The sequence below is a fragment of the Streptomyces sp. NPDC006261 genome, from assembly GCF_040613515.1.
In the GTDB taxonomy this organism is placed as follows: domain Bacteria; phylum Actinomycetota; class Actinomycetes; order Streptomycetales; family Streptomycetaceae; genus Streptomyces.
Genome location: NZ_JBEXSI010000080.1, coordinates 1 through 25644 on the forward strand (window position 1 = coordinate 1; position 25644 = coordinate 25644).

The 25644-nt window shown below is 69.6% G+C and carries 21 protein-coding genes and 1 pseudogene; 6 read left to right on the forward strand and 16 right to left on the reverse strand.

The window, feature by feature from the left end:
* Both ABZ154_RS31830 and ABZ154_RS31835 read left to right on the forward strand, forming a co-directional pair.
* Positions 1–249, forward strand: a 249-nt coding sequence (locus tag ABZ154_RS31830) for an integrase core domain-containing protein (RefSeq protein ID WP_356837837.1), incomplete at its 5' end; no start/stop codon positions are given.
* Between the two features lie 35 nt (positions 250–284).
* Positions 285–716 (forward strand): annotated as a pseudogene (locus ABZ154_RS31835) (SDR family oxidoreductase); the annotation flags it as partial.
* A 74-nt stretch (positions 717–790) separates the two neighbouring features.
* Here the strand turns inward: ABZ154_RS31835 and ABZ154_RS31840 are convergent.
* The 9 genes from ABZ154_RS31840 to ABZ154_RS31880 all read right to left on the reverse strand — a co-directional run bounded on the left by ABZ154_RS31840 (position 791) and on the right by ABZ154_RS31880 (position 11123).
* Positions 791–1537, reverse strand: coding sequence for a Clp protease N-terminal domain-containing protein (locus tag ABZ154_RS31840; protein ID WP_356837838.1), 747 nt, complete (start codon positions 1535–1537; stop codon positions 791–793).
* 30 nt (positions 1538–1567) lie between these two features.
* Positions 1568–2347: an exodeoxyribonuclease III gene (locus ABZ154_RS31845; protein WP_356837839.1), complete on the reverse strand. Its 780-nt coding sequence runs from the start codon at positions 2345–2347 to the stop codon at positions 1568–1570.
* Positions 2348–2396: 49 nt separating this feature from the next.
* Positions 2397–3050: an MBL fold metallo-hydrolase gene (locus tag ABZ154_RS31850; RefSeq protein ID WP_356837840.1), complete on the reverse strand. Its 654-nt coding sequence runs from the start codon at positions 3048–3050 to the stop codon at positions 2397–2399.
* Between the two features lie 12 nt (positions 3051–3062).
* Complete coding sequence (locus tag ABZ154_RS31855) at positions 3063–4349, reverse strand: alpha/beta fold hydrolase (protein ID WP_356837841.1); 1287 nt, start codon at positions 4347–4349, stop codon at positions 3063–3065.
* Between the two features lie 19 nt (positions 4350–4368).
* Positions 4369–5571: a site-specific integrase gene (locus tag ABZ154_RS31860; protein ID WP_356837842.1), complete on the reverse strand. Its 1203-nt coding sequence runs from the start codon at positions 5569–5571 to the stop codon at positions 4369–4371.
* A 772-nt stretch (positions 5572–6343) separates the two neighbouring features.
* A complete protein-coding gene (locus ABZ154_RS31865; RefSeq protein WP_356837843.1) occupies positions 6344–8308 on the reverse strand; it encodes a serine/threonine-protein kinase in 1965 nt (654 codons plus the stop codon).
* Between the two features lie 127 nt (positions 8309–8435).
* Positions 8436–8663 (reverse strand): hypothetical protein, encoded by a 228-nt coding sequence (locus tag ABZ154_RS31870; protein ID WP_356837844.1) that lies wholly within the window; start codon positions 8661–8663, stop codon positions 8436–8438.
* 212 nt (positions 8664–8875) lie between these two features.
* On the reverse strand, positions 8876–10051 hold the full coding sequence (locus ABZ154_RS31875) for a serine hydrolase domain-containing protein (protein ID WP_356837845.1): 1176 nt from the start codon (positions 10049–10051) through the stop codon (positions 8876–8878).
* 37 nt (positions 10052–10088) lie between these two features.
* Entirely contained in the window at positions 10089–11123 is a 1035-nt protein-coding gene (locus tag ABZ154_RS31880) for an alpha/beta hydrolase-fold protein (RefSeq protein ID WP_356837846.1), read from the reverse strand.
* 199 nt (positions 11124–11322) lie between these two features.
* Here ABZ154_RS31880 and ABZ154_RS31885 point away from each other — a divergent pair, with 199 nt between their 5' ends.
* Positions 11323–13794 (forward strand): helix-turn-helix domain-containing protein, encoded by a 2472-nt coding sequence (locus tag ABZ154_RS31885; RefSeq protein ID WP_356837847.1) that lies wholly within the window; start codon positions 11323–11325, stop codon positions 13792–13794.
* Between the two features lie 52 nt (positions 13795–13846).
* On the opposite strand, the gene ABZ154_RS31890 is transcribed toward ABZ154_RS31885, so the two are convergent.
* The gene (locus ABZ154_RS31890; RefSeq protein ID WP_356837848.1) at positions 13847–15022 is read right to left on the reverse strand and encodes a UDP-N-acetylglucosamine--N-acetylmuramyl-(pentapeptide) pyrophosphoryl-undecaprenol N-acetylglucosamine transferase; all 1176 of its coding nucleotides are present in this window, start codon (positions 15020–15022) and stop codon (positions 13847–13849) included.
* 493 nt (positions 15023–15515) lie between these two features.
* Here ABZ154_RS31890 and ABZ154_RS31895 point away from each other — a divergent pair, with 493 nt between their 5' ends.
* Positions 15516–16502 carry a transposase gene (locus ABZ154_RS31895; RefSeq protein ID WP_356837849.1) on the forward strand — a complete coding sequence of 329 codons (987 nt, stop codon included), beginning with the start codon at positions 15516–15518 and terminating at the stop codon, positions 16500–16502.
* 137 nt (positions 16503–16639) lie between these two features.
* Here the strand turns inward: ABZ154_RS31895 and ABZ154_RS31900 are convergent, their stop codons facing one another.
* Positions 16640–17584 (reverse strand): hypothetical protein, encoded by a 945-nt coding sequence (locus ABZ154_RS31900; RefSeq protein WP_356837850.1) that lies wholly within the window; start codon positions 17582–17584, stop codon positions 16640–16642.
* Between the two features lie 2 nt (positions 17585–17586).
* Positions 17587–17982 carry a hypothetical protein gene (locus ABZ154_RS31905; protein ID WP_356837851.1) on the reverse strand — a complete coding sequence of 132 codons (396 nt, stop codon included), beginning with the start codon at positions 17980–17982 and terminating at the stop codon, positions 17587–17589.
* Positions 17983–18173: 191 nt separating this feature from the next.
* Here ABZ154_RS31905 and ABZ154_RS31910 point away from each other — a divergent pair, with 191 nt between their 5' ends.
* Positions 18174–22907: a CHAT domain-containing protein gene (locus ABZ154_RS31910; protein WP_356837852.1), complete on the forward strand. Its 4734-nt coding sequence runs from the start codon at positions 18174–18176 to the stop codon at positions 22905–22907.
* 43 nt (positions 22908–22950) lie between these two features.
* On the opposite strand, the gene ABZ154_RS31915 is transcribed toward ABZ154_RS31910, so the two are convergent.
* Both ABZ154_RS31915 and ABZ154_RS31920 read right to left on the reverse strand, forming a co-directional pair.
* Entirely contained in the window at positions 22951–23079 is a 129-nt protein-coding gene (locus ABZ154_RS31915; protein ID WP_356837853.1) for a hypothetical protein, read from the reverse strand.
* Between the two features lie 102 nt (positions 23080–23181).
* A complete protein-coding gene (locus tag ABZ154_RS31920; protein WP_356837854.1) occupies positions 23182–23640 on the reverse strand; it encodes a hypothetical protein in 459 nt (152 codons plus the stop codon).
* A gap of 434 nt (positions 23641–24074) precedes the next feature.
* Between ABZ154_RS31920 and ABZ154_RS31925 the strand changes: the two genes are divergently transcribed.
* The gene (locus ABZ154_RS31925; RefSeq protein ID WP_356837855.1) at positions 24075–24842 is read left to right on the forward strand and encodes a transposase family protein; all 768 of its coding nucleotides are present in this window, start codon (positions 24075–24077) and stop codon (positions 24840–24842) included.
* On the opposite strand, the gene ABZ154_RS31930 is transcribed toward ABZ154_RS31925, so the two are convergent.
* Positions 24831–25151, reverse strand: coding sequence for a hypothetical protein (locus tag ABZ154_RS31930; RefSeq protein ID WP_356837856.1), 321 nt, complete (start codon positions 25149–25151; stop codon positions 24831–24833). The two genes, ABZ154_RS31925 and ABZ154_RS31930, sit on opposite strands and share 12 nt — an antisense overlap.
* 229 nt (positions 25152–25380) lie before the next feature.
* The coding region (locus tag ABZ154_RS31935; RefSeq protein WP_356837857.1) for an IS30 family transposase at positions 25381–25644 on the reverse strand (264 nt) is incomplete at its 5' end.

Sequence of the window (25644 nt, forward strand, 5' to 3'; positions counted from 1 at the left end):
TTGGGGCTGCGGCAGAGTTGCGGACGCACCGGATCATGTTTCGACAACGCCGCGGCGGAGAGTTTCTGGGCCCTGCTCAAGGAAGAGATCGGAACTCGGACCTGGCCCGACCGGGCCACCGCCCGCGCCGAGGTCTTCACCTTCATCGAGACCTTCTACAACCGCCGCCGCCTACGCAAGCACAAGACCTTCGGCTACCTCACCCCGGCCGAGACCAGGCAGCGACATCAACACACCCTCGCGGCATAACGAACGAGTGTCCGAGATCACGGGGAAACTTCAGGGACACCACCATGGCCCTGAACCTCAAGGCGCCCTTCCTGCTGGGGCAGCGGTTCGGGCCGGGGATGGCCGAGCGGGGGTACGGGCGGATCATCCATGTCAGCTCACAGCAGGCCCACCGCGCCTTTGTGAAGAGCGGGGCCTACGGGGTGTCCAAGGGCGGGCTGGAGTCGCTGGCCCGGTCCCAGGCAGAGGCGTGGTCTCCGTACGGCGTCACCGTCAACACCCTGGTCCCGGGGTTCGTGCTGACCCCGCTCAACGAACGGCTCGCCTCTGACCCGGAGAAGGTCGCCTCGCTCGCCGCCCGCACCCTCGTCGGGCGCAATGGGCTGGCCGAGGACTTCGCGGGGGCCGCCGTGTTTCTGGCCGGGCCCTCCTCCGCGTACGTCACCGGGCAGGCGCTCTTCGTGGACGGCGGGTTCTCGGTTCACTGAGCCCCGGACAGCGGACACCGGTGACCGGGCGGCGGCCTCGGGTCCCGGACCGCCGCCCTCCCCCGAACAGGTCGTCAGGAGTTCTGGTGCCAGAGCGCGGCGGCCGCTTCCGCCACCGCCGACTCGACCGCCGCCGAGGTCGCCTCCTTGGACAGGCCGAGGCGCTTCAGCAGGCCCGAGCCGTCCTCGAACTCCAGCAGCGCCAGCAGGATGTGCTCCGTGCCCACGTAGTTGTGGCCGAGCCGCAGTGCCTCGCGGAACGTCAGCTCCAGGACCTTGCGCGAGTCCGCGTCGTACGGGAGCAGCTCGGGGAGCTCGTCGGCGGGGGTCGGCAGGGCGGCCTCCGCCGCCCTGCGCAGGGCGGCCGGCGTGACGCCCTGGCCCGTGATGACGCGGGCCGCGATGCCCTCCGGTTCGGCGAGGAGCCCCAGTGCCAGGTGCGCCGGGACGATTTCGGCGTGGCCGGCGGCCTTGGCCTCGTTGTGGGACGCCATGACGACGTTCCGGGCGCGCTGGGTGAAGCGACCGAAGCCCTGGCTCGGGTCCAGGTCGGAGGTTTCTTCGCCCTTCTTGGTGACGAAGCGCTTCTGGGCCGCCTGGCGGGTGACCCCCATACTCCGGCCGATGTCGGTCCAGGAGGCGCCCGAGCGGCGAGCCTGGTCGACGAAGTGGCCGATGAGGTGGTCGGCCACATCGCCGAGGTGGTCGGCGGCGATGACCGCGCCGGAGAGCTGTTCCAGTGCGTCGGGGTTGGTCTTCTTGATGGCCTCGATCAGGTCGTCGAGGCGCACGGACGGTGTCACGGGAAGAGGCTGCGTCACGCGTCAACCTTTGGTTGTCAGTCGCAGCCGTCAGAGGTCGAGGTCCACCACGACCGGCGCATGGTCGGACGCGCCCTTGCCCTTGCGCTCCTCACGGTCGACGTAGCTGTCCTTGACCGCGGCCGTGAACGAGGGGTTGCCGTAGGTCAGGTCGATCCGCATGCCCTTGTTCTTGGGGAAGCGCAGCTCCCGGTAGTCCCAGAAGGTGTACGCGCGGTCGTACTTGAGGGGGCGGGGCAGCACCTCACTCAGCCCCTCTCCCTCCAGGGCCGCAAGGGCGGCCCGCTCGGCGGGCGTCACATGCGTGGCGCCCGCGAAGAGCGCCGGGTCCCAGACGTCCTCGTCGGTCGGGGCCACGTTGAAGTCGCCCAGGACCGCGAACGGCAGGGTCCCCGCCGCGTCCACCGCGACGGCCTTCCGCAGGGCCTCCAGCCAGGCCAGCTTGTACGCGTAGTGGTCGTGCTCGACCTCCCGGCCGTTGGGGACGTAGACCGACCACAGGCGCACCGGGCCGCAGGTCGCGGAGATCGCGCGGGGCTCCTCCACCCCCTCGTACTCCGGGCCGCCCGGCAGCCCGGTGACGACGTCGGTGAGGCCGACCCGGGAGAGCAGCGCGACCCCGTTCCACCGGCCCGTGGCGTTGACCGCGGACTCGTACCCCAGCTCGCGCAGGGCTTCGGCGGGGAACTGCTCGACCGTGCACTTGGTCTCCTGGATGCACAGCACGTCGGTGCCGGTGCTCTCCAGCCAGGCCAGCAGCCTCGGCAGCCGGGCGGTGATCGAATTGACGTTCCAGGTGGCGATGCGCATGCCCTCAAACCTAGCGGCTCCCACTGACAGTCGGCGCAACCCGCCGCGGTCAGAGCTCCGTGACGCCTCCGGGGGCCAGCCGGTCGTGGTCCGCACCGCCGAGGGCGCCGATCTGGTTGTCGTAGATCGGCCGCGCGAGGTCCGTGAGCAGGGCGTCGTGAACGTCGATCGCGCGGCGCGGCTTGACCTCGCGTACGTAGTCGATGACCTCGGAGATCTTGTTCCAGGGGGCCATCACCGGCAGCAGGAGGGTGTCCACGGGACGCTCGGGGACGGTGAGCGCGTCGCCCGGGTGGAAGACCGAACCGTCCACCAGGAAGCCGACGTTGGTGACCCTCGGGATGTCGGGGTGGATCACCGCGTGCAGCTCTCCGTGCACGGTGACGTCGAACCCGGCCGCCGAGAACGCGTCACCGTCGCCGACCGTGTGCACGCGCCCGGGGAAGGCGGCCGAGAGCTGGGCGGCCACGCTGCGCAGGGTCCAGATCTCGGCCGCCGGGCTGGCCTCCAGGCCTGCCCGCAGCCGCGCCTCGTCGAAGTGGTCCGGGTGCTCGTGGGTGACCAGGAGGACGTCGGCGCCGAAGGCCGCGTCGTCCTCGGAGAAGGCGCCCGGATCGATGACCAGGACGCGCCCCTCCTTCTCGATCCGCACGCAGGAGTGCGTCTTCTTGGTGAGCGTGAGTGCCTGAGGCGATGCGTTCATGGCTCCATCCTGCTATGCGGGCGGGGTGGTTTCCTCCTGGATCACGGACTGCGCGATCGTGAAGGCGGCGCCTGCTGCCGGGATGCCGCAGTAGACGGCGCTCTGGAGCAGGACCTCCTTGATCTCCGCGGGCGTCAGGCCGTTGCGCAGGGCGGCACGGGTGTGCGCGGCGAGGCCCTCCAGGTGGCCGGAGGCGACGAGCGCGGTGAGCGTGACGCAGCTGCGGGTACGGCGGTCCAGGCCGTCCCGGTTCCAGGCCTCGCCCCACTCGTACCGGGTGACCAGTTCCTGGAAGTCCTCGGTGAACGCGTCGGTGGAGGCGTTCACGGCGTCGACGTGGGCGTCCCCCAGCACCTCCCGGCGCATCTTCGTGCCGCGCTCGAGGCGGCCCTCCTGCTCCGGGCCCACGGCCTCGGGCGCCTCGGGCGCCGGGGCGATCTCGGCGAGCGGGGTGAACGGGGTGGCGGGCGTGGCCGGTCCGGGAACGAGCGGCGGTACGGGGGCGGCGGTGGGTGCGTCCTGCCAGGCGGTGGAGAAGTGCGTCAGCAGCAGGTCGCAGACGGCCGCGGGCTGCTCGACCGGGGCCAGGTGCGAGGCGCCGGGAACGAGCGCGAGGCGGGCGTCCGGTATCCCGGCGACCAGCGTGCGCGCCTCGGCGGGCCCGGTGACCTGGTCCTCCGCGCCGACGAGAACCAGCGTCGGGACGCCGATGCGGCCCAGGTGGTCGCGGATGTCGAAGGCCGCCAGCGCCTCGCAGGCCGCGATGTAGCAGCCGGGGTCGGTGGTGCGGACCATCTGCACGGCCCACTCCACGATGGCGGGCTGGGCCGCGGCGAAGCCGGGGGTGAACCAGCGTTCCGGCGCGGTGCGGGCCATCGGCTCCAGGCCGTTGGTGCGGACGATCACCCCGCGCTGCCGGAACTCGTCGGCCGTGCCGAACCGGGGCGAGGAGGCCACCAGCGCCAGCGAGGCCACCCGCTGCGGGTGGCGCAGGGCCAGGTCGGCCCCGACCGCCCCGCCGATCGAGCAGCCCGCGTAGCCGAACCGCTGGATGCCGAGCCCGTCCAGCGTCGCGAGCAGCCGGTCCGCGAGCTCGGCGACGGAGGGCGCCGCGTGGGCGGGGGCGCCGCCGTGGCCCGGCAGGTCGTAGCGGAAGACCCGCCAGTGCTGGGCCAGCTCGGGTACCTGGCGGTCCCACATGTGCCATGTAGCACCGAGGGAGGTCCCCATGACGAGGACCGGGGCGTCTTCTGGCCCGTCAAAGCGGTATTTCAGGGTTTCAACGTTCTTCTCACTCACCCGCTCACGCTCCCACATCTCACATTCGCTTCGTGGGCGGGTCCGGGGCACTCGCCAGTTCTCCCCACTTAGCCGCCGTCGGCCGTAGATCCTCCACATCCGGCTTCACGTACCAGCGCTTGGTCGTGCGGACGTCGGTGTGACCTGCCCAGCGGGCAAGCAGATGGTCCGGCACGCCTTTGTTCGCCAGGTACGTGAAACAGCTCGCGCGGGCGTCGTACAAACGGACCCGGCGCAGCCCGTTCTTGGCCATGACCTTGTACGCCCGCTCCCGCAACTGCCGCCCGTTGAGTGCCCTGCCGACCCCGTCCACGAGCACGTACCCGTTGTCCTCGTACCTCTCCCCCACCGCGAGCTTCTCGGCCATCTGCGTAGCCTTGAAATCGGCGAGGGCCTCCCCCACCAGATTGGGAAGGGGGAGCTTGCGCTCCCCGGCAAGCGACTTCGTATCCTTTTCGACCACGACCTTGTTGCCCATCAGCGTTCGAGTCCGGTTGACGGTCAGGGTGGCCCGGCCCAGGTCGACGTCGCTCCAGCGCATTCCGCAGATCTCCCCCGGCCGCAGACCCATCAGGGACAGGAGGAAGGCGGCATACAGACGGTCGTCCATGACCACGTCCACGAAGGCGCGCACCTCCTGGAGGTTCCAGGGCGGGATCACGCTCTTCGTCCGCCGCTCCGCCTTCCGATAGTTGCGAGGGACCTTCACCTCCCTGGCGACGTTCACCTCAACGAGACGCCGAGCCACCGCCCGGTCGAGCGCCTCCTTCAACCGCGCCAGCGACATCTCGACCGAGGCCACCCCCAGACCCTTACCCGCCTTGCCACCTCGCGCCCGGCCCTCGCGCAGCGCCCACTTCATCCACGCCTCGACATCGTCCTCGGCAAGGTCCTGGAGCCGGATGTGCCCAAGCATTCCCCGAAGACGCGCCAGAGTCATGGTGTAGCTGTAGACAGTGCTCTCCTCCAAGTCCTCCGCCTTCCTGGCCAGCCATTCATCGAGCCACTCGTCCAGTGTCCTGACATCGAACGGCACGGCCGCTGCCTCGTAGCGGCGGTGCGTGATGTGCGCGTACTCGGCCTTCGCTTCCCTCAGAGTGCCGAAAGTGCGGGTCACCTGCCTCCGCTTCCCAGTCGAGGGATGAGCTCCTACGTCGACCACAAACCGGTACCGGACTCGCCCCTTCGCATTAGGGGAAAGCTTCTTGATCGGAACAGACACGACTTTCACACTCCTTGAGAGCCACGGAATGCTCGCACTGGCACGGGCCACGCCGCCTCCCAGTGCATGGCCGCGCAGCAACGCGCCACAGTCCGACGGCGTCGCCTCTATCGGAGAGCCTCGGTGCTGGCCCGGCCGAACGCGAGCATCTCCCATCGTCGTCACGATCGCCGGTTTGGCTGACCGGCACTCTTGGTCTATGTTCCGCACCGAGACGGGAGGGACGCACCGGTCACGCCTGGGCATACGCGGAATTCAGAGAGCCTCCGCCATCTTGAAGTAGCAGGTCAAAGGGTTGGTGTGACCAGCTTTCGGGGTACTCGTGCTGGTCGTGAGCGGAGTCTGCGGAGAAGATCCTCCGCGCGGTGTTGCCCGGCTCACCGCATCCACTCCGGCCGTGTGACGTCGTGCTCTCCGCGCGAGCGGAGGCGAACCGCAGATCGGCTGGGGACTGAAGTACATCAAGGGGTGCTCTTCAGCCGGCCCGCCGCCCAGCATCACCCAGGCACGCTGTCGTCCCGGCCGGGTACGGGCGTGCTGGAGTCCGGGACCGTCCGGCGGCGTCGGCGGGTAGGCGGGTGGCGGCGGTATGGCCGGCGGCGGTGGAGCCGGTGCGTGGCCGTCCGGGGGAGGGGTCGGCTCGTCCATCTGGTGCCTCCTTGGGCTGAGTGGTACGTCGCCTGGTGAACCGTCGTTCTTCCGTAGGGAGGGTGTGCCTCTGACGAGGCCGCCGCCGGGGTTCTCGCGGCGCCGCTTCGTGGGACGGCACGGCTCAGGCGACGGCGGCGCAGATCGTTCCTCTGCCGCCGTGGATCTCCCAGGCGTAGTCCAGGCCGCAGTTCCCGACGGTGCCGGATCCGACGCTCGTGATCCGCATGATGAAGTTGTACTTGACTGGCACCCTCCTCGCGTTGCAGTCCCAGATGGTCATCAGGTTCGCCGTGTTCGGGCGCCGGTCCTTCGCGGTGGCGAGGAAGCACTGGCCCGTACGGAACTGCCGCTCCAGGCACAGCACCGTGCGCGTGAGGTCGTCGTTCGTGTGCGACCAGGAGGTGCGCCCGCCACCCGACTCGCACCTGTCGGAGTCGGCCACCCCGGTGACACGTACGTACGCGGTCAGCCAGCCGCACGGCACGGTGTGCGGGGTGTCCTTGCTCCATCTGTCATAGCCGTCGTCGTGGACGTTGAGGCAGTTCCCGCGCCGAACCGCCGCGAACGCCCTGTCGCGAGGGTCCGGCTCTCGGGGCGGCGGCGGGGTGTAACTGTTGTCGACCGAGCCGTAGCCGCCGCCGGTGCTGCTCCCGCTTGTACGGGTGTTGGCGGGGTCGGGGTCAGGGGCGGGGGCGGGGGAGCTCGACGGGCTCGCGTTGTCGTTCCGCTCAGGAATCAGCCCGTTCTCCCGGGCGTACGCGAACCCGCCGATGACCGCGGCGAGCAGCAGCACGAGCCCGGTGAAGGCGGCCACCGACCGCAGCGCCTCACGCCTGCGTTCCGCCTCCTTGCGCCTGCGCTCGGCTTCCTCTCGCCTGCGCTCCTGTTCCGCCCTGCGCAGCTGTTCGCGCCGCTTCGCCTCCTCACGTTCGCGCTGCGCGCGCGCCTGCCTCGCATGCTCCTCTCGTCTCTCCTGCTGCGCGCGCTGGCGGAGTTCCTCCTGGCGGCGCCGCAGAGTCTCCGCGACGTACCCGAGTCTGGCCCGACGCTGCGGGGTTCTGGCGGCGTCCCGCAGCTGTGTGTACGCCTCGCGCAGTTGCGTGTAGGGGCGGGTGGGCAGCGCCGGCAGTACCTGGGTGAGCAGTCGTTCCGTCGCTGTCTCGTTGCTGGGGGCGGTGTCCCGCAGGCGTCGGCCCTCGGCCTCGTACGCTTCGATCAGTGCCATCCAGTGTGGTGGCAGCGATTGTTCACCGCCTCCCGGAGGGACGGTCCGGTCCAACTCCGTGAGGAGGTCGGGGAGGTGCGGGCGCTTGGCGGGCACGGCGGCCAGGCAGGGTCGGATCAGCGGGGCCAACTCCCTGGGCATTCCCTTGAGCGTGAGGTCGTTGTTGTCCACGAGGGCGCGCAGTTGGAGCATGTTCTCGGTGTCGCGGTAGGGCGGGCGACCCACGGCCAGGTAGAAGAGCGTCGCGCCGAGTGAGTACACGTCCGATGCCGTGGTGGACGCCTGACCGCGTGCCTGCTCCGGTGAGCTGAACGCGAGAGTGCCTAGCGTCAGGGCGGTCTGGGTGAGGTCGTAGGCGTGGGAGATGCCGAAGTCGATGAGGCGCGGGCCCGCCGCGGGTAGCAGGATGTTCTGCGGCTTCACATCCCGGTGGATGACGCCTTCGTCATGCAGGGCGATCAGGGCGCGCGCGGCGCCGGCCGCCACCCAGCGGACGGCGGGGACCGGCAACGGGCCCTGGCTGTCGACAAGTTCGGAAAGCGGGGGAGCCGGTATGTAGTCGACAGCCATCCACGGGCGGGCGTCCGCGAGTCCCGCGTCGCGTACGCGCGCCGTGTAGACGCTGTCCACCCGACGGGCCAGCTCCACCTCGCGTGCGAACCGCTTGCGGTCGCCGGGGCTCACCGTGCCCTCTGCGATCGGCGTCTTGATCGCGACGAGGTGGCCGCCTTCGCCGGGTCTGCCGGACCGCCCGAGATAGATCCGTCCCATTCCGCCGGAGGCGATCCGCCGCTCGATGCGGTACGCGCCGAGCTGCCGTGGGTCGTCCGGACCGAGTGGCAGCAGCCGTGTACCGGTCATCACGTCCCCCTTCGGATACTGGTACGGCGCCCCTGCCGCCGGAGCCGGGCCGGGGCAGGAGCCGAGAGTCATGGGCCGCCCGCGGGTCGGTGGCGCCGAGTTCCTTCATCACGGGCTCTCGTTTCACCTAGCGCTGGCAGGAAGCGATGATCAGGAACAGCACGAGGCACGCCAGGCCGAACAGCGGGACGCAGCCGAGTGAGTTCGGGTTCTTCCGGTTGATCTCCACGCTGCCGCCCGGGACGATTCGGGGGTGCCGGTCGGCGTAGTGGGCGACCGCGAGGTCCTCGGCCTCGGACTCGGTGGTCCACCGGGTGGTGAAGCCGCATTCGCCGCATCGGTAGCGGTACGCCATGTCAACTCCTTGATGCCGCAGGTGCGATGGTGCAGGGGGGTGTGAGAGCGAGGGTGCCGCCGGGAGGTGCGGGGAAACAGGTCAGGAGACCGGCCACAGTGCCACCGGCCAGTTACGGCCGGTGCGGGACGTGGCGCGGGCCGGCGCCCGGGTGCGACGGGACGCTCCGCGAGATCCCCCGTGTCCCGCGGGGCGCCCCACCCGCCGCCGCGTCAGTACCGCTTCGGCGCGTCCTTGCACAGTGCCGTGTCCAGCAGCTCCGCGAGCTGCTTGGTCGGTGTGTTGAGCTGGAACAGCGTGTTGGTCACGACGGACGCGTGGCGGCCGTCCTTGGTCACCAGGGTCTGCGTGAGGTAGCCCGGTACGCCGCCGTTGTGGCCCCAGGCGACGGTGTCGCAGGACAGCTTGAACTTGCCGATGCCCAGTCCCACGCCGCCGTCGCCACCCGGCTCGGCCTTCCACACCCTCTCCATCTCGGCCAGGCTCGCGGACGAGAAGACCTCGCCCGAGGTGATCGCCCGGTAGAAGGTGGTCAGGTCCTCCAGTGTGGAGATGACCGCTCCCGCGCTGCTGTAGAGGGACGGGTCGTAGCTGAGAGCCGGGGTCCAGAAGTACAGGCCGCCGAGCCGGGCCCCGTGGTAGCCGTTGACCGCCGGGGCGGGCAGGGTGCGATCGCCGGGCGCGGGGAAGACCGTGCGTTCCAGGCCCAGCGGGGTGATGACCCGGTCGGTGACGGCCTGGTGCACCTTCTGGCCCGTCACCTTCTCGATGAGCATGCCGAGCACGAGGTAGTTGGTGTTGGAGTAGGTGAAGCCCGCGCCGGGCGCGGAGACCGGCGGGCTGTTGAGCCCCTTGCGTACCGAGGCGGCCAGGTCGTACGTGCCGTCCGGACTGGGCTTGGGCGCCTGGGTGACCGGGTACGGGTTGTACGCCGCCAGGCCGCTGGTGTGCTGGAGCAGGTGGCGGACGGTGATGCGGGTGCCGTCGTAGCCGTTGCCGGAGACGACGCCGGGCAGGTAGTCATCGATCATCGCGTCCAGCGACACCTTCCCCTCGTCGACGAGTTGCAGCAGCACCGCCGCGGTGAAGGTCTTGGTCTGGCTGCCGACGCGGAAGTGCTCGTCGGACTTGATGGGCCGCGTGGAGTTGACGGTGCCGGTGCCGACGGACAGGGTCCAGGAGCCGTCACCGTTCCCGGCGTGGACGGCCGCACCCGGGCCGGCCGCGGCCTGGAACCTCTTGAGCGCCGCGAGTGTGGCCGCGTGCTCCTCCTCGGCCGTTGCGCTGGCCTGGGCTGCCGCCGGGCCCGACAGGGCCAGTATCGTCGCGCAGACGGCGCCTGCGACGACGGGAAGCCTCGCCCTGCTCCACTGCTTGTGCTTTGCCATGGTGGTGGCTTCTCCTCGATGAGCGGGTCGAAGTGGGTCAGTTGGTCGCGGCCGCCGCGAAGGCGGCTTCCAGGCGCGGCACGTAGTCGGCGAACGCCGGGGCCCAGCAGCCGTAGTTGTGGCCGCCGTTGCAGGTGGGAGCGAGTGACTTCCCGTTGCCGTAGTCGACAAGGCGACTTGGGGTGTTCAGCTGGTCCAGCCGGGACTTGACGGTGCGGGCGGCGCGCGCAGTCCGCGCGTCGATGACGTCCCCGTCGCCGGTGTAGAGGGTGACCGAGGTGTCCGCGAGCCGGGCCAGGTTGGCCGGGGCCGCGGGGTCGTAGGCGCGCCAGAGGTGGTCGGCGCCGAACACCGGGTAGGGCGAGCCGAAGATGGCGTCGCTGTCGACGTACGGGCCGTAGTCGGGGCACCCGCTCGCGCTGCTCACCGCACACCAGGCGCCCGGCAGATTCAGCTCGGTGGCGACGACCGTCGCGCGGATCTCCGCCATTCCGAAGTCGAGGCCACCGGACAGCGCGGCGACGTGGCCGAAGAGGTCGGGTCGGGCCTGGGCGTAGTGCAGGGCGCCGGAGCCGCCCATGGACAGACCGGTGACCGCCCGGTACGCGCGGTCGGGCAAGGTGCGCAGATTGGCGTCGATGAAGGGGACGACCTGCTCCAGGTGGAAGGTCTCCCAGTTGGCCGCCTTCAGCACGGTGTTCTGCATCTTCCAGTTCGCGTACCAGCCCTTGCGCCCGCCGTCCGGAACCACGGTGATCATCTTGTCGGAGCGCAGAGCGGGGGCGGCCGCGGCGTCGTTCACGTTGCCGCCGCCACCGTGCAGGAAGTATGCGACCGGCCAACGCTTGTGCGGGTTCGCGGCGTAGTCCCGAGGCAGGAAGACGCGGATCTTGTGCGGGCCGGACACCTGTGGCGTGGTCACGGTGAGGGTGAGGTCGGTACCGGAGTGCACCTCGGTCGGCTGGGCGACCCGGAGGCCGAACCCGTCGGCGAAGTCGGGGATGGCGGGGGCGTCCGCCCGAGCGACCGGGCCGCTGAGCGCGGCGAGTGCCAGCGCGGCCGCGAGTGCCACGCCAAGGGCTCGCAGGCGACGTGGAGTTGAGGGTCCCATTCAGGAGTGCTCCTTCGTGTGACGTGCCGACGGGGGCCGCCGGTCCGTTGTCACGATGGCGTGCACGCGGTTCAGGGAACAGGCCAGTCGACCGGCCATGCGCGACCGGTCGTCACGCTACGCTCAGGACCGCCGTATCCGTGCGAGGTGGGAGCCCCGAATGACGGACCAACCAGGCTCGCTGCTACGCCAGTTACGCAAGCGTGCCCGCCTCACCCAGGAGCAGTTGGCGGAGCGGTCCACGGTGAGCGTACGCACCATCCGCAGACTGGAGACCGGCAAGTCCACCGACCACCGGGTGAAGACCCTGCACCTGCTGGCGGACGCTCTGGAGGCCCGGCCGGAGGAGCGCCGTCGGCTCACCGACACCGTGGACCGGCCACCGACGGCCCCCGCGCCCGAGGCGGCGGCCGTGCCCGAGCCGGTCCCCGTCGCCGTGACCGGGCCGCCGCCCCCGCCCGCCTCCGCGCCGCCCGACACCCCCGCGCCGCGTCCGGTCGACGACGTGCTCACGAGCGCCGCCGACTCGTTGGCCAGGGAGATCCGGCGGCGCTGGCGGCGCGAGGAGGAGCAGCGCCGGGTCCACGATCCGTTCCCGCTTCCGGTGCGCTGGCAGCCGGCGCCCGCCTCCCTGACGGACCATCCCGAGAACGTCCAGCGGCTGGAACCGGGCGCCACCGCCGGGGGCGTGGACCTGAGCGGTGACGTGCGCAGTGTGGCGGAGACCTACCGGCGGATCGGGTCCGGGCGGTTGGTGATACTCGGCCGGGCGGGATCGGGGAAGTCGGTGCTCGCCGTCCGCTTCGCCCTCGACCTCCTCGCGGCCCGCGCGCCGGCCGATCCGGTGCCGGTGATCGTCAGCCTCGGCTCGTGGGACCCGGCCACCACCACCGTGCGGGACCTGCTGGTGGGCCGGCTGCTACGGGACCACCCCCACCTCGCCCGCCGGGTCGCCGGTGGAACGACGCAGGCCGCCGCGCTGGTCGACGCCGACCTGATCCTGCCGGTCCTGGACGGGTTCGACGAGATAGCCCGGGGCCTGCGCGACGCGGCGCTGGACGGGCTCAACGACACTTCCCTGCCGCTGGTCCTGACCAGCCGCCGGCACGAGTACGAGCAGGTGGTCACCGCGACCCGGGCACCCCTGGTGTGGGCCGCGGGCATCGAACTGGCCGACCTCACCGTCGAGGATCTCGCGGCCTACCTGCCCCGCACCGCACGACCCGTCGCCCACGAGGTCCGCCGCGCCACGGATGGCGCCACGGGCAGCGGCACCGGCGTGTGGGACGAGGTGCTGGAGGCGTTGCGAACCGGTGACGCCCCCGGGGCCACCCAACTCGCCGACGTGCTGCGCACTCCGCTGATGGTGATCCTGGCCCGAACGATGTACAGCGAGGCGCCCGACCGGAGCCCGGCCGAACTACTCGACACCACACGCCTCCCCACCCCGAGCGACCTTGAGGAACATCTGCTGGCCGGCTTCGTACCGACGGTCTACCGGCGCCGTGCGCCCGAGCGGTCCGAGGACGGTCGGCGGCAGCGGGAGTGGGACGCCGAGCGTGCCCGGCACTGGCTGGGCTACCTCGCCCACAGCCTCAGTCAGGGGGACGGCGGCCGGCAGGATCTCGCCTGGTGGCGACTGAGCCGCGGGCTGCCGACGGGGACCCGCGTCCTGCACGTCACCCTGACCTCCACCCTGTGCATGGCCACCGCCACCTGGCTGGTGGGGCTGGTCGCCCAACTCTGGCAGTCCGTCGAGTGGTTCGGCCCTGCGATCGTACTGGTCCAGGGGACACTGGTCGGGCTGATCGCCGGGGGGGCCTTCGGGCTCGTCTACGCCGTGATGGCAGCCCTGGACCAGGTCGCCCTCCAGCCGTCCCGGGTACGGCTCAGACTGCCGACCGCCGACCGCCGGGTGGCCCGCCGGCCCCTGCGCGCGTTCACCGCCCGCTTCGGGTTCATGCTGCTGGGCGGGGCGGTGCTGGGCATCGGGTACGCCTGGGCGCACGCGCTGCTCCGCGCTCTCTACCTGGGGTCGTCGCTCTCCGACCCCGGGGTGCTCCGCGGCGTGCTGATCAACATGCTGGTCTTCGCGCTGATCTTCGGCCTGTCGGCCGGGCTGGTCTTCGGGCTGCTCGCGGCCTTCGAAGCGCCGATGGACATCACCGCGGCGGCCACGCCCCTCCGGCTGCTGTCCGCCAACCGCGCGACCGCCGGACACCAACTCCTGGTACTCATGCCGGCGGTCACCCTCGGCGTCTGCCTCTGCGGCTTTCTTGTCGTCGGCCTGTTCCAGGGCCTCCTCGGGCCGCTGGTGTGGCGGCTGGCGGACGCGGCCCTGCTCGGCGCGGTCGGCGGACTGGGCGGCGCGTCGTCCTACGTGCTGGCCTTCACCGCCTGGGGGCAGTGGCTCACGCTGTCCCGCGTCTGGCTGCCGCTGACGGGCAGACTGCCCTGGAACACGGTCGTCTTCCTGGAGGACGCCTACCGCCGTGGCGTGCTCCGCCAGACCGGCGCCGTCTACCAATTCCGCCACATCCGGCTGCAACGCCACCTCGCCCAGTCCTACCGGCCGTCACCTCAGCCGGTGGACCAGGCGACGACGACCCGCCCGAGGGTGACGCGGACGTGAGTGTCGGCCAGGACCGCCCCCGGGCCGTGGCTCGCGCAAGTGACCCAGACGTTCAGTTCGTCGCGGCGGACAGGAGGACGTCCACGAGTCGGTCCGCCGCGTCGGGGCGGCCGTGGGCACGGGCTCGCTCCGCCATGGCCTGCCGTCGGGCGGGGTCGGTGAGGAGCGGTGCCAGCGCTTCCCGGAGGCGGCCCGGTGTCACCTCGTCGAGCAGGGCGACGGCGGCGCCGGCCTCCTCCAGATGCCGGGCGTTGTGCGCCTGCTCGTTGCCGGCCGAGGAGGCGAGCGGGATGAACACGGCCGGGCGGCCGAGGGCCGTCAGCTCGGCCAGCGTCCCGGCGCCGCTGCGGGAGACGACGACGTCGGCGAGCGCCAGCACGTCGGGAAGTTCGGGGCCGACAAAGCCCGTGAGGTGGTAGCGGCCGGCCAGCGCCGTCGGTAGGGCGGACGCGTGTCGGCGCAACTCGTCGACGTTGTTGGGGCCGCACTGGTGGACGACGTTCGCCCGCTCCAGCAGCCAGGGCAGTGAGTCCCGGACCACTCCGTTGATCTGCTGGGAGCCCTGGGCGCCCCCGGTCACGTACACGGTCGGCAGTCGGCGGTCGAAGTCGTGCAGGCCCAGCGCGGCGACGGCCTTGTCCGGGTGGCCCGCGAGGACCTCCGGTCGGATCGGGTTGCCCGTGACGACGGCCGCGCCGCGTGCCGCCTCGGGCAGCAGGGGCAGCGTCGACTGGGAGGAGACCGCGATCCGCGTCGCGGAGCTCGCCAACTTGCGGTTGGCCAGGCCCAGGCGCACGGTCTGCTCGTGGAGCACCAGCGGGCGCTGGCACAGCCGTGCCGCCATGCCGGTGGGGACGGCGACGTACCCGCCGGTGGCGAGCACGACGTCCGGCCGGAAGTCCGCGACGAGCTTGCGGGCCTGCGCGACACCGAGCGGCACGCGCGCCATGTCCCGCACGTTCGACGGGCTCACCAGCTTCAGCGGGTTGGCCGACCGGCGGATCTTGCCGGTGGCCACCGTCTCGAACGGGATGCCCTCGGCGGGCGCGACCCGGGCCTCCAGCCCGTTCTCCGTGCCGATCCACAGCACGTCCAGCGTGCGGTCGTCGGAGGCGAGTCGGTGCTGTAGGGCGCGGATCGTGGTCAGCGCCGGGTACGTGTGGCCCCCGGTGCCTCCGCCGGTGACGATCAGGCGGAAGGTGGGGGAGGTCGGAGCAGAGCTGTTCACCCCGAGAACCCTACTGGCCGCGACGCGACGGCCTGCGACGCGACTGCCTAACTTGACTCTGTCGGGGATCTTGGAGTTTCCCGGTGCGGGAGCATGGTCGACGGGCATGCTCGGGTAGTCCCGTCGACCGATGAAGCTGTCGAGGTGCCCGTTGTCCCTTCGCCCCCGCTCTGGTGAGCACGTTCCGCCTCTGACCGCGCAGGTCCCGCGGGCGAGCAACCCGGCTGGAACGACGGCGATATGGGTGCGTGACCGACTGGATGGCCTGTGGTGCGACGAGGACTTCGCCGACTGGTACCCGCGGGACGGACGGCCGGGTCTCTCACCCGCTCAGCTGGCGAGCGTCTGTGTGCTGCAGTTCCTACTCGGGCTGTCACCGAAGACGACCGAGCCGACCGCCTTCTCGACCTTGCGCTCGCGCGCCTGAAGGAGGCCGGACTGGTGCGCGAGCGCACCACCCAGCCACACCGACTCCACCCACGTCCTGGCCGCAGTGCGCGACCTGACCCGCCTGGAGCTGATCACCGAGGCGGTCCGCGCCGCACTCGAAGAGGTCGCAGGCATCTCCCCGCACCTGCTCGACAAGCTGATCGACGAGGACTGGGGCCGCCGCTACGGTCGGCCGGTCCGCCTGGGCAAGAACCCCACCAGGCCCATGACCAGGATCCTTGCCGCCGGAAATGACGCCGTCCGCCTCCTGGAACACCTCTACCGGCACGGAACAGACCGCACCTCAGGCCCGCGCATCCAGGCCCTGCGCCAGATCGTGCTGCAGAACTACCACCGTGACGCCGCAGGGCGTCTGCGCTGGCGCACCGCCGAGAAGGAAGGCGGGGCAGGTCTGCCGCCGTCGTCCCGGGCGGTCGTCTCGCCCTACGACACCTCGGCCCGCTATGCACGGCACGGACACATCACCAGCTGGAAGGGGTTCTCCGCCCACCTGACCGAGACCTGTGCTCCCGACGGCCCCAACGTGATCACGGACGTCCGCTTGTCCCGCCGCGGGCTGCTGCCCGCCGAGCACCTGGTCGACAACGGCTACACCTCCCTGGTCCACCTGGAACAAGCCGCCCGGGAACACCAGGTCACCGTCACCGGACCGCTGCCGGCCAACCCCACTCGGCAGCATCGCCAAGGCAAGGGGTTCGCCCGGGACGACTTCCACATCGACTACGAGCAGCAGCAGGTCACCTGCCCCCAGGGACAGGTCAGCGCGGGCCGGCACTGCCCCTATCCGACTTCCTCGCCCACCGCGGCACCGCTGATCGTGGCCCGGTTCACCAAGAGCCAGTGCCGTCCCTGGCCGGCCCGCACCCAGTGCACCAGCACCGCCGACAGCGCCCGCACCGTGGGCTTTCCCCCGCGCAAGCTTCGTGACCTGCAACTCCGCGTCCGCACCGGGCAGCAGACACCCGAATGGAAGGCCCGCTACGCGGTGCGCCCCGGAGTGGAGGGCACCATCAACGCTCGCACGAGGTGATCGGCCGCGACTGGATGACGCAGACCCACCTGGACGGCGGTCGGCGAGTACGGCCGATCCGTGGAGCGTGGCCACTCCCGCTGTCTCCGGCGCGAAAGATGACGGCGAGCAGCAGACGAACCGGCCGTTGACTGCAATTACCTGGTGGTTGACGGCCGATCGGGTGGACTGGGAGTCAGGTGGCGGGTGAGAGCGTCCCCGGTATCGGGAGAAAGAGGAGCGGAGGAGTCCAGGCCGAGCCGTTCGGCGAGATCGCTGGCGAAGAGACGTATGACTGCCTCCAGCAGCGTCGCGTAGGTGTCGCAGGCCATGCGGGTGCGGTGCCAGCTGGTGAGAGCGAGTGTTGTTGCGATGACGGCCGCGGGCCACCACCATGGGGTGAGTGCGAGGTAGAGCAGGGCCCAAGCGGCCAGCGTCGTTGCCCGTGTGATGGCCTGTCGGGCGGTGGTAATCTCTGCGCGGTTCTCCTCGGGCAGTATCAGCCACACGTGGGGCCAGATAATGGCGACGTCGATGTGGTGATCGCGGTCCAGGCGTATGGCCACGGTGTGGATACGGTCGCCGCTCCAGGTCGGGCGGCCGGGTCTTTCGAGGGAGACGCGGACCATCGCAGTGTGGGCGGACCGACGTGCCGTTGGATTCAGCCGCTCGCCGCGGGTGAGGGCACGAGCGGCTTCTTCCCGGTGGTGGTGCCAGCTCGTGGCTGCTCGGTCCCATCGCTGCTGCCGTCGGGCCGTGTACCTGTACGCGAGCCGACGCAGCCCACCGGGCCAGGTGTGCCAGTCGGGGGCCAGGTGGAGCCGTTCGACCAGTGGTCCGACGGTCTGAGCTGCCAGACCCACGACGGCCGAGCCTGCCAGGATGGCGGCGAGTAGCACGGCCTGCCCGCCGATTCCACGGACGGTGGGGCTGCCGGCCAGGACGGTGATCCGGTCCATCAGACTGTCGAGACTGAGAGCGTCAGCATGGCCGAGAGTGTGGGCTACGTATGCAACCGCGAGGTAGAGGGCGCCCGGCAGCACGAGAAGGGACAGCCAGCGCTCGGCCAGTTTCTTGCCGAGTTCCGACAGCAGGCTTCCCAACGTTAGAGCCGTTCCCGGCGCAGGGGCGCACCGGTGATCGCGCATTCAGGCAACGCTGTTGGTCCTTGCGGCCACCAGAAGCGGGCGCACCGTCGTGTCGGGCATATGTAGGTGATCTCGCCTCCCAGCGCGTCGCCGCCCCCGGATGCGCCGCCGCTGATGCCCACGGGGCGCAGACCGCGTGTCACGGTGCCGTCTTCGGCGTAGCCGCGAAGCCCCAAGGCGTCGCCACCGGCTCGCAGAGCGGTGTGCAGTGCTTCGAGAGCGGATGGAATCTCTTCGTCGGTGCGTATCGCCCTGAGCAGCTCCTGCAGGGAGCTGTCGTCCCCGATCTCCGCGAGGAGATCGCTGCGGATTTCCTCGAAGTGTGCGCATACGACGGCCAGACGCTCAGCCATGCGTCGCTGCGCTCTCCCGTGCTCCTCAGCCATGACGTCCCCGTCCGCGATGTATCGGCCGTCCCCTGGATCGTCTCCGCGGTCCACGCTGTTCCTGCTGTTCCGCCTGATGAGCATAGCCGACCAACTCCTTTTCCCAAGCGGGAGCTTGTGTCACTATCACGGAGGCAAGGGGATGATTCGGGAGCCGTATGCATGAACAATTACTGTCCGCGGTGCGTGCGCGGCTGCAGCGGATCGGCGGGGCCGGTGACTTCTCCTCGGCCTGGGAACCGCAGGCTTGCCGTGACGTACAGCAGCTCACTCTCCTCCTCTTCGAGGCCGGGGCCGAGGATGAGCGGAACATGGAGGTCCGTCTCCTCCTCGGCAGGCTTCACTGGTACCGGTACCAAGCGGTCATCGAGGACGAGGACCAGGCGGGACAGGAACTCCGGTCTGCCGTAGAGGCGTTGGGCGAGTGCTTCGCCTCGGATATCGCCGGTGTGCCGGAACCGTTGCTGCCGCACCTCGCGGAGGCTGCGGTCCCTGCCGCTGTGCGGATGCTCCGCCAGGTGGAGGACTCGCCTGATCCGGCACTCGTCGAGGCCGCGGAAGCCGGGTGGCGGCGCATAGTGCGGGCCACCCCGGACGGCAGACCGGTCCGTGCCGAGTACCTGGCTTATTGGGCACAAGCGCTGCACGCCCGCTTCGAGCAGACAGAGGATTTGGCGGACCTGGATGCGGCCGTCGCGGCGGACCGGGAGACCTTAGGGGCCACTGCACTCGATGCCGCAGAGCGTGCGGATCGGCTGTTCGACCTGGGAACCGCACTGGATCACCGGTTCGCGCTTACGGGGGCGGCCGCGGATCTGGACGAGGCCATCGACTGCTACTCGCTGGCCGTGCAGGACACCCAGTTCGAGGAGCTCCGGAGAGCAGAAGCGCTGTCCTGCCTGGGCTTTGCCCTGGGCGCCCGTTACGCGGTCACCGGAGAGGTGGCGAACCTGGACGCGGCAGTCAGCCGGTACTGGGAAGCACTGCAGTGCACACCCGTTGGTGACCTGCGGCGGGCGGGCCTGCTGTCCGGCTTGGGGATCGCGCTGGAAGCGCGTTTTGAGGAGACCGGTTCGATGACCGACCTGAACGCGGCCATCGTTCGTCTCGCGGAAGCCGCGCAGGGACTCGCTCCTGATGATCCCCAGCGTGCGACGACACTGTCCGGCCTTGGCACCGCGCTCAGCGCGCGCTTCACAGCGACCAGGTCGATGGCCGACTTGAACGCCGCGATCGTTCGTCTCGAGGAAGCCGCGGAGGGATTCGACGCCGGGGATCCCCAGCGTGCGGCGACGATGTTCGAACTTGGGCGTGCGCTGCGTACCCGATACGCGTGGGCCGACGATGTGGCGGATCTGGAGGCTGCCGTCTGTCGGCACTCAGAGGCGCTGCGGGAAACCCCTTCCAATGACCCCGATCGCGGGGCACGGTTAGTTGAGCTGGGGGAGGCGTTCCACCGGCGGTTCCGAAGCCTGGGGGAAGCGAAGGATCTCGACGCGGCCGTCGGGCACCATACCGACGCCGTGCAGGCCACCCCCGTCGACGCCCCGGAGCGTGCGACGCACTTGTCGCATCTGGGCGTCGTTCTGTGGGAACGCTTTCGCGTATCAAGGCAGGTTTCCGACCTGGACGCGGCAGTCGACTGCCAGCTGGAAGCTGTACGGATCACACCTGCTGACGACCCGGACCGGTCCAGGTACTTGCTCTTCCTCGGGTCATCTCTCCACGCCCGATACGGTGCCCGCAGAGATGCGCGGGACCTGGACGACGCCATCGAGCGCTACCGGATGTCATTGGATGCCCTGCCGGCTGGCGATCCCGAGAGGCCGATTCGCCTGCCCGAATTGGGGCGCGCGCTGGAAGCGCGCTTCGAGGAAACCGGAGCATTGGCGGATCTGGACGCGGCCATCAGCTGTCACAGGGAGGTCATGGACCTCACCCGTGCCGACGCATCCGGGCGCGCGGCACGGCTGTCCGATCTGGGATCCTTACTCCGCACCCGGCACCAGGCCACCGGGGAGACGTCGGACCTGAGCGCCGCCATCAGCGCCTACAGGGATGCGTCGAAGAGCACCCCCCATGATGACCCTGAGTACGCGCCCCGTCTTGTCTATCTCGCATTCGCGCTGGAGGCCAGATTCGATGCGACCGGCGAGGCGGCGGACCTGGGCGAGGCCATCAGGATCTACCAGGACGTGGCGGGGATCACTCCATTCCGGCATCCCGAGCGCGGTGCTCGGCTAGTGCTGTGGGGACGGGCGCTGGTCAGCCGGTACGAACGCACCGGCGAACTGGCGGAACTGGACGAGGGAATCCGCCGTCAGCAGGAGGGGGTGCAGGTTGCCCCTGCCGACCATTTCCTTCGAGGATCGATGCTGCTCAGCCTGGGTACGGCACTGTACAGCCGGTACGAGCGCACACGCGCGCTGCCGGATCTGGACACGGCCATCCACCTTCAGCGGGAAGCGCTGAAGGTCATGGAAGCCGATGATCCGGCGCACACTCAGTTGCTGGAGTGGTTGGGAATGACGCTTCGCGCACGGTCCCTGCGGACCGGAACGCTGGCGGATGCGGACGACTCCGTCATCTGGAACTGGGAAGCCGTGCGGGCCACCAGCGACAGCGACGCGGAATACGCCGGCCGACTGTCCGACTTGGGGAACGCCCTCGTCGCACGGTTCACGAGATCAGGAGATCCCGCAGATCTGGACGAGGCCATCCGCCATCACCAAGACGCGGTGGCTTCGGGGCTCGGCCGCTCGGCCCTGCTGGTCAATCTGGGAGCCGCCCTCTACGCACGGTACAAACGGACACTGGCAGCAAGGGATCTCCAGGCAGCGATCGAGTACTGCCGCAAGGCCGTGCAGGCGGGCGACGCCGAGGGTCTCGATCATGCGAGGTTGCTCGCCACCCTGGCCAGGGCACTCTGGAGTCGCTACGACCGATACACGATCATCAATGTACGTGACCATGCGGAGCGGGCGAGCCTGCTCGCGGATCTGGAAACGGCCATCGATTACTGCCGAGAGGCGGTACGCATCACTCCCACCGGCTACCCCGAGCGTACGGATTTTCTGTCGGTTCTGGGCGACATGCTTCAATCCCGTTTCAATCGGACGGGTGAGGCCGCAGACCGCGAGGCGGCGGTATCCGCCTGGGCAGAGGCATGGTCGACGGAATCCACGCTTCCATCGAATCGCATCAGTGCCGCGTGGAACGCGGCGCGTCTGCTGGGACCGAACGCCCCCGGGAAGGCAGCCGAGGCCGCGGAGGCCGCCGTCCGGTTGCTGCCCCGAATCTCCTCGCGCCGGTTGGAGCGAGGAGACCAGCAGAATGCGCTCAGTAGGTTCGCCGGGTTGGCCGGTGAAGCCGCCGCACTGGCACTCGCCGACGACCATGGAACAGGTAATGAACGTGCCGTGCGAGCGCTGCGATTGCTGGAAGCGGGCCGTGGCGTGCTGCTCGGCCAGGCACTGGACGTACGGAGCGACCTGTCCGATCTTCGCTCTCAGAAACCCGAGCTGGCAGCCCGGTTCACCCGGCTACGGGACCTGCTCGACCAGCCGTCGGAAGCTCCTCTTCCTGGGCGAGGAGAAATCAAGGCCCGCAAGTCGCGACAGCGTGCCTCAGCGGACGACCGGCACCGGCTGGCGGAGGAGTTCGAGGCGACCCTGGCCGAGATCCGTGGCCTCGAAGGCCACTCCTCCTTCGCTCTGCCTCCGACTGCCGAAGCGCTGATGAACGAGGCGTCCGAGGGTCCGATCGTGGTCTTCAACGTCAGCCGTCACTGTGGTGACGCGCTGCTGCTGACCGGGGACGGCATCGCGCATGTGGAGCTACCTGAGCTGGCCGAGGGCCACGTGACCCGGAGGGCGAAGGAATTCCAGCAGGCGCTCCTCGCCGCCACCGGAGAGGACAAGGCGGCACGGAAGCAGGCACAGGCCACGCTGGTCGGAGTGACTGAGTGGTTGTGGGACGCCGCGGCCGGACCTGTCCTCGACGCGCTCGGGCTACAAGGCCGACCCGCTGACTCTGCCACGGACTGGTCACGGGTGTGGTGGGTGCCGGGAGGGATGCTGGGACAGTTGCCTGTGCACGCTGCGGGGCATCACTCCGACCCGGCGGGCACAGCGCGGCGTACAGTCATGGACCGGGTGGTCTCCTCGTACACACCCACGGTGCGTGCCCTGAGCCGCGCCCGCGAACTCTCTCGTCGGCAGCAAGCAAAGCCGCGTGATGGCATCCGCGGCCTGATAGTAGCGATGCCCACCACCCCTGACATGCCGAACCATGGCCGACTGGGGTTCGTCAATGAGGAAGTCGCCGCGGTGCAGGACCACTTGCCCGATTCCGTACTGCTGCGTGAAGAGGATCCCCGTGACGTCCGCCCGTCCACGGCCTCGACCTGCACACCGACCAGAGAGGGCGTCCTCGCGCGCTTGCCCCAATGCTCGATCGTCCACTTCGCCTGCCACGGTGCCACCCATCCCACCGACCCCTCAAAGAGTCTCCTGTTCCTCCACGATCACACCCATGCTCCGCTGACGGTCGCCAGCCTCGCACCGATCCAGCTCGACAGCGCCGAGTTGGCTTACCTGTCGGCCTGCCGTACTGCCGCCATCGAAACCAACAAACTGGTCGACGAAGCCATCCATTTGGCCTCCGCCTTCCAACTGGCCGGATTCCCACAGGTCATCGGCACATTGTGGGAAATCGATGATGACACCGCCGTGACCATCGCGGACGCTGTATACAGTGGCCTCCGCGTCAGGCCGGACGTAGTGGACACCCGAAGAGCTGCCTTTGCTCTGCACGCGGCGGTACGTGCTGTGCGCGACATGTTTCCGCGGGTGCCGTCACTGTGGGCCGGCTATCTGCATTCCGGAGCCTGACCGGAGCACGCAGAAGACACTTCCTCTTGAGTCCGTGGCCTTGTCAGGGACGGGTAGCGATGATCGTCTCGGTGCGGATGACCTCGTCGAAGCGGCCATCAGAGCTGAAGGCGGTGAGGGCCTCCCGCAGGTCTTGTTCGAAAGCGTCCTTCTGGTCGCCGGGCTGCCCCACGTCGCCCCCCTCGGCGGGCGCACCGCGATGCTGGATCGGTCGTCGCGTTCGACCAGCAAGGCCGGAGCGACTTCGCGTAGCTTCCGCGGCGACCGCACAGCTCTACGGCGCGTGATCCATCGGGTCACCGGTCGCCTCCATGCCCAGCCAGCTCTTGTCCGCGGCGCGCCATCCGGCGCGCCGGTGGATCAGGGGCAGGGAGTCGACGGGGTGCACGCGTGAGTGCCGGAGCACTGCGCGCAGGGCGATGAGCCCCGGGCCGACGTCCGGGCGGACGGGCGCTCCCGCGTCGAGTTCCTTCGCGGTGGGGAGTTGCGGGCAGTCGACGGAGAAGAGGTCTTTGCGTTCTGTTCCGATCAGCCATAGAAGTACCCCGTTGCTCACCTCCTGCGCGCACTCCGCGTCGATGTCGTCGGGGCGGAGCGGGTTGACGAACTCGAAGCCGAGCCGCCCGTCCGGGAGCGGCTCGAAATCCACGGTGAACCACGCGAAGCCGCCCATGCAGCTTGGCCGGGCGTAGCGGACGTGGACGTCGCGGTGGGCTTCGGCGGGGAATCGCATGCCGAAAGCGTGCCCGGCCGGGGACCGCCGGGGCAACGGGATTCCGGGCGCCTCGGCGGCGACTGACTCTCAATGACTGTTGTCAAGCGTCGAAGGTGCTTATGGGTTCCCGCCGATGGCGCGCCGGAACCTGGCCCATGGAGAGGTTGGCGAGGCGACGTCAATGACTTCAACCAGAGAGCCAGCCTTCTTCGCCGCGGCGGTCTGCTCTACTGACCGTGCCCGGTGGCTCACGAGCGCCTCGGACAGCAGCATGTTCTGCTCCTCGGCGAGAGCGCTCGGTGGCTTGGCGTACGGAGCGGTCGCGTCCTGTGGAGCGGGCAGTAAGCCCTTTCCAACCTGGTTCGGGCATAAGGCTGTTGGGCTGATGACGTGATGAAGCCCCTGGTAGATGGGTTTTCGACCAAGAGAACCGTCTCTGCCAGAGGCTTCACATGCTTGTCTACCCGTCGGGCGTCGACGTGTCCAGCTCCGCCCTCCGCTTCCTCACACAGCAGCTGCGGTGCCACCGCCGCGCCATCGGCTCCCGGTGGCGGCGCCTGAGTGTCGGCCGCCAGGCCCTGCTCACCCTCGCCCATCTGCGGGTGGGCCACACCTACGCCCAGCTCGCGACCGGGTTCGGCGTCGGAACCACGACCGCGTACCGCTACGTCACCCAAGCCGTCGATCTGCTGGCCGCTCTCGCACCCAGCCTCGCCGACGCGGTGCGGACCGCGTCGATGAAGGCGTACCTGATCCTGGACGGCACGCTCCTGCCGATCGACCGTATCGCCGCGGACCGGCCGTTCTACTCCGGCAAACACAGGAAGCACGGGATGAACGTGCAGGTCCTCGCCGACCCCTTCGGCCGGCTGTTGTGGGCCTCATCGGCCCTGCCAGGCGCCGTCCACGACATCCGCGCGGCCCGCGAACACGGCATCATCGACGCTCTCGCCGAGGCCAGCATGCGGTGCTGGGCCGACAAGGGCTACCGGGGCGCCGACGGCACGGTCCGAATCCCGTGCTGGGGACGATGGGCGACCCTCTCCGCAGGCCAGCAGGCGGTGAACCGGTCCCACGCGAAGATCCGGGCCCTTGTCGAGCAAGCCGTCGCCACCCTCAAGTCCTGGCGCCTCCTCCGCAAACTGCGGTGCTCGACCACCCGGATCACCAGCATCGTCCAGGCCGTCCTCACCCTTCATCTGACCAGCTCAGAACGATGATGGAAAAGGCTCAGTGGCACCTTCCACGTCGTCCAGACGTGCAGCGGGAAATTCAGGGATGTTGACGACGTGGAAAGGCTCCTCCCTGGTGACCACGAGGCCGAACGCCGGGCGGTCTGCGAGGACGTGAGTGAACTTCGTGTGCCGGTCGCGGATCAGCATTGTTGTGGTTGTGATCTGTCTTCCGATGGCCTTGCCCAACTCCTTGTCCTGCTCGTCGCCGAACTCGTGCTGGAGGCCGAGCCCCAGCATGGCCGCGGGCCGGACCGCCTTGAATTCGACCAGCAGTACAAAGCCGGGCGGGACCACGATCCAGTCGACGCTTGGTTCTATTACGAGTAGCTACTCTGGTCAGTCCCCGAGTCCGAGCAGCACCTCGTCGACCGCCCTCGGCCGGCTCCGCCATTGCCCCATCCTGTTTCCGGGACGGCGGCAGCCTGGCGGCGCGCCGAGGAGACCGTCTGAAAGCAACCTTCTCCAGGCCACTGTGGCCTGTGACCCGAAAAGTTCGAATCCCTTCCGACCTGCATAGGCGAGTTCAACCGGTCGATGCAACACTGGTTTGTTGTAGTGAGCGTAGTTGTTCTTCGAAGGCTTCGGCGGGGGTCTTCCAGCCGAGGATCTTGCGGGGGCGATTGTCGAGTGGATATGCGACGGCTTCGAGATCTTCGGCGGACCACCGAGAGAGGTCTGTGCCTTTCGGGAAATACTGTCGCAGGAGCCCGTTGGTGTTCTCGTTCGTCGGTCGTTGCCAGGGCGAGTGGGGGTCAGCGAAGAACACCCGAGTACCGCTCTCCAGGGC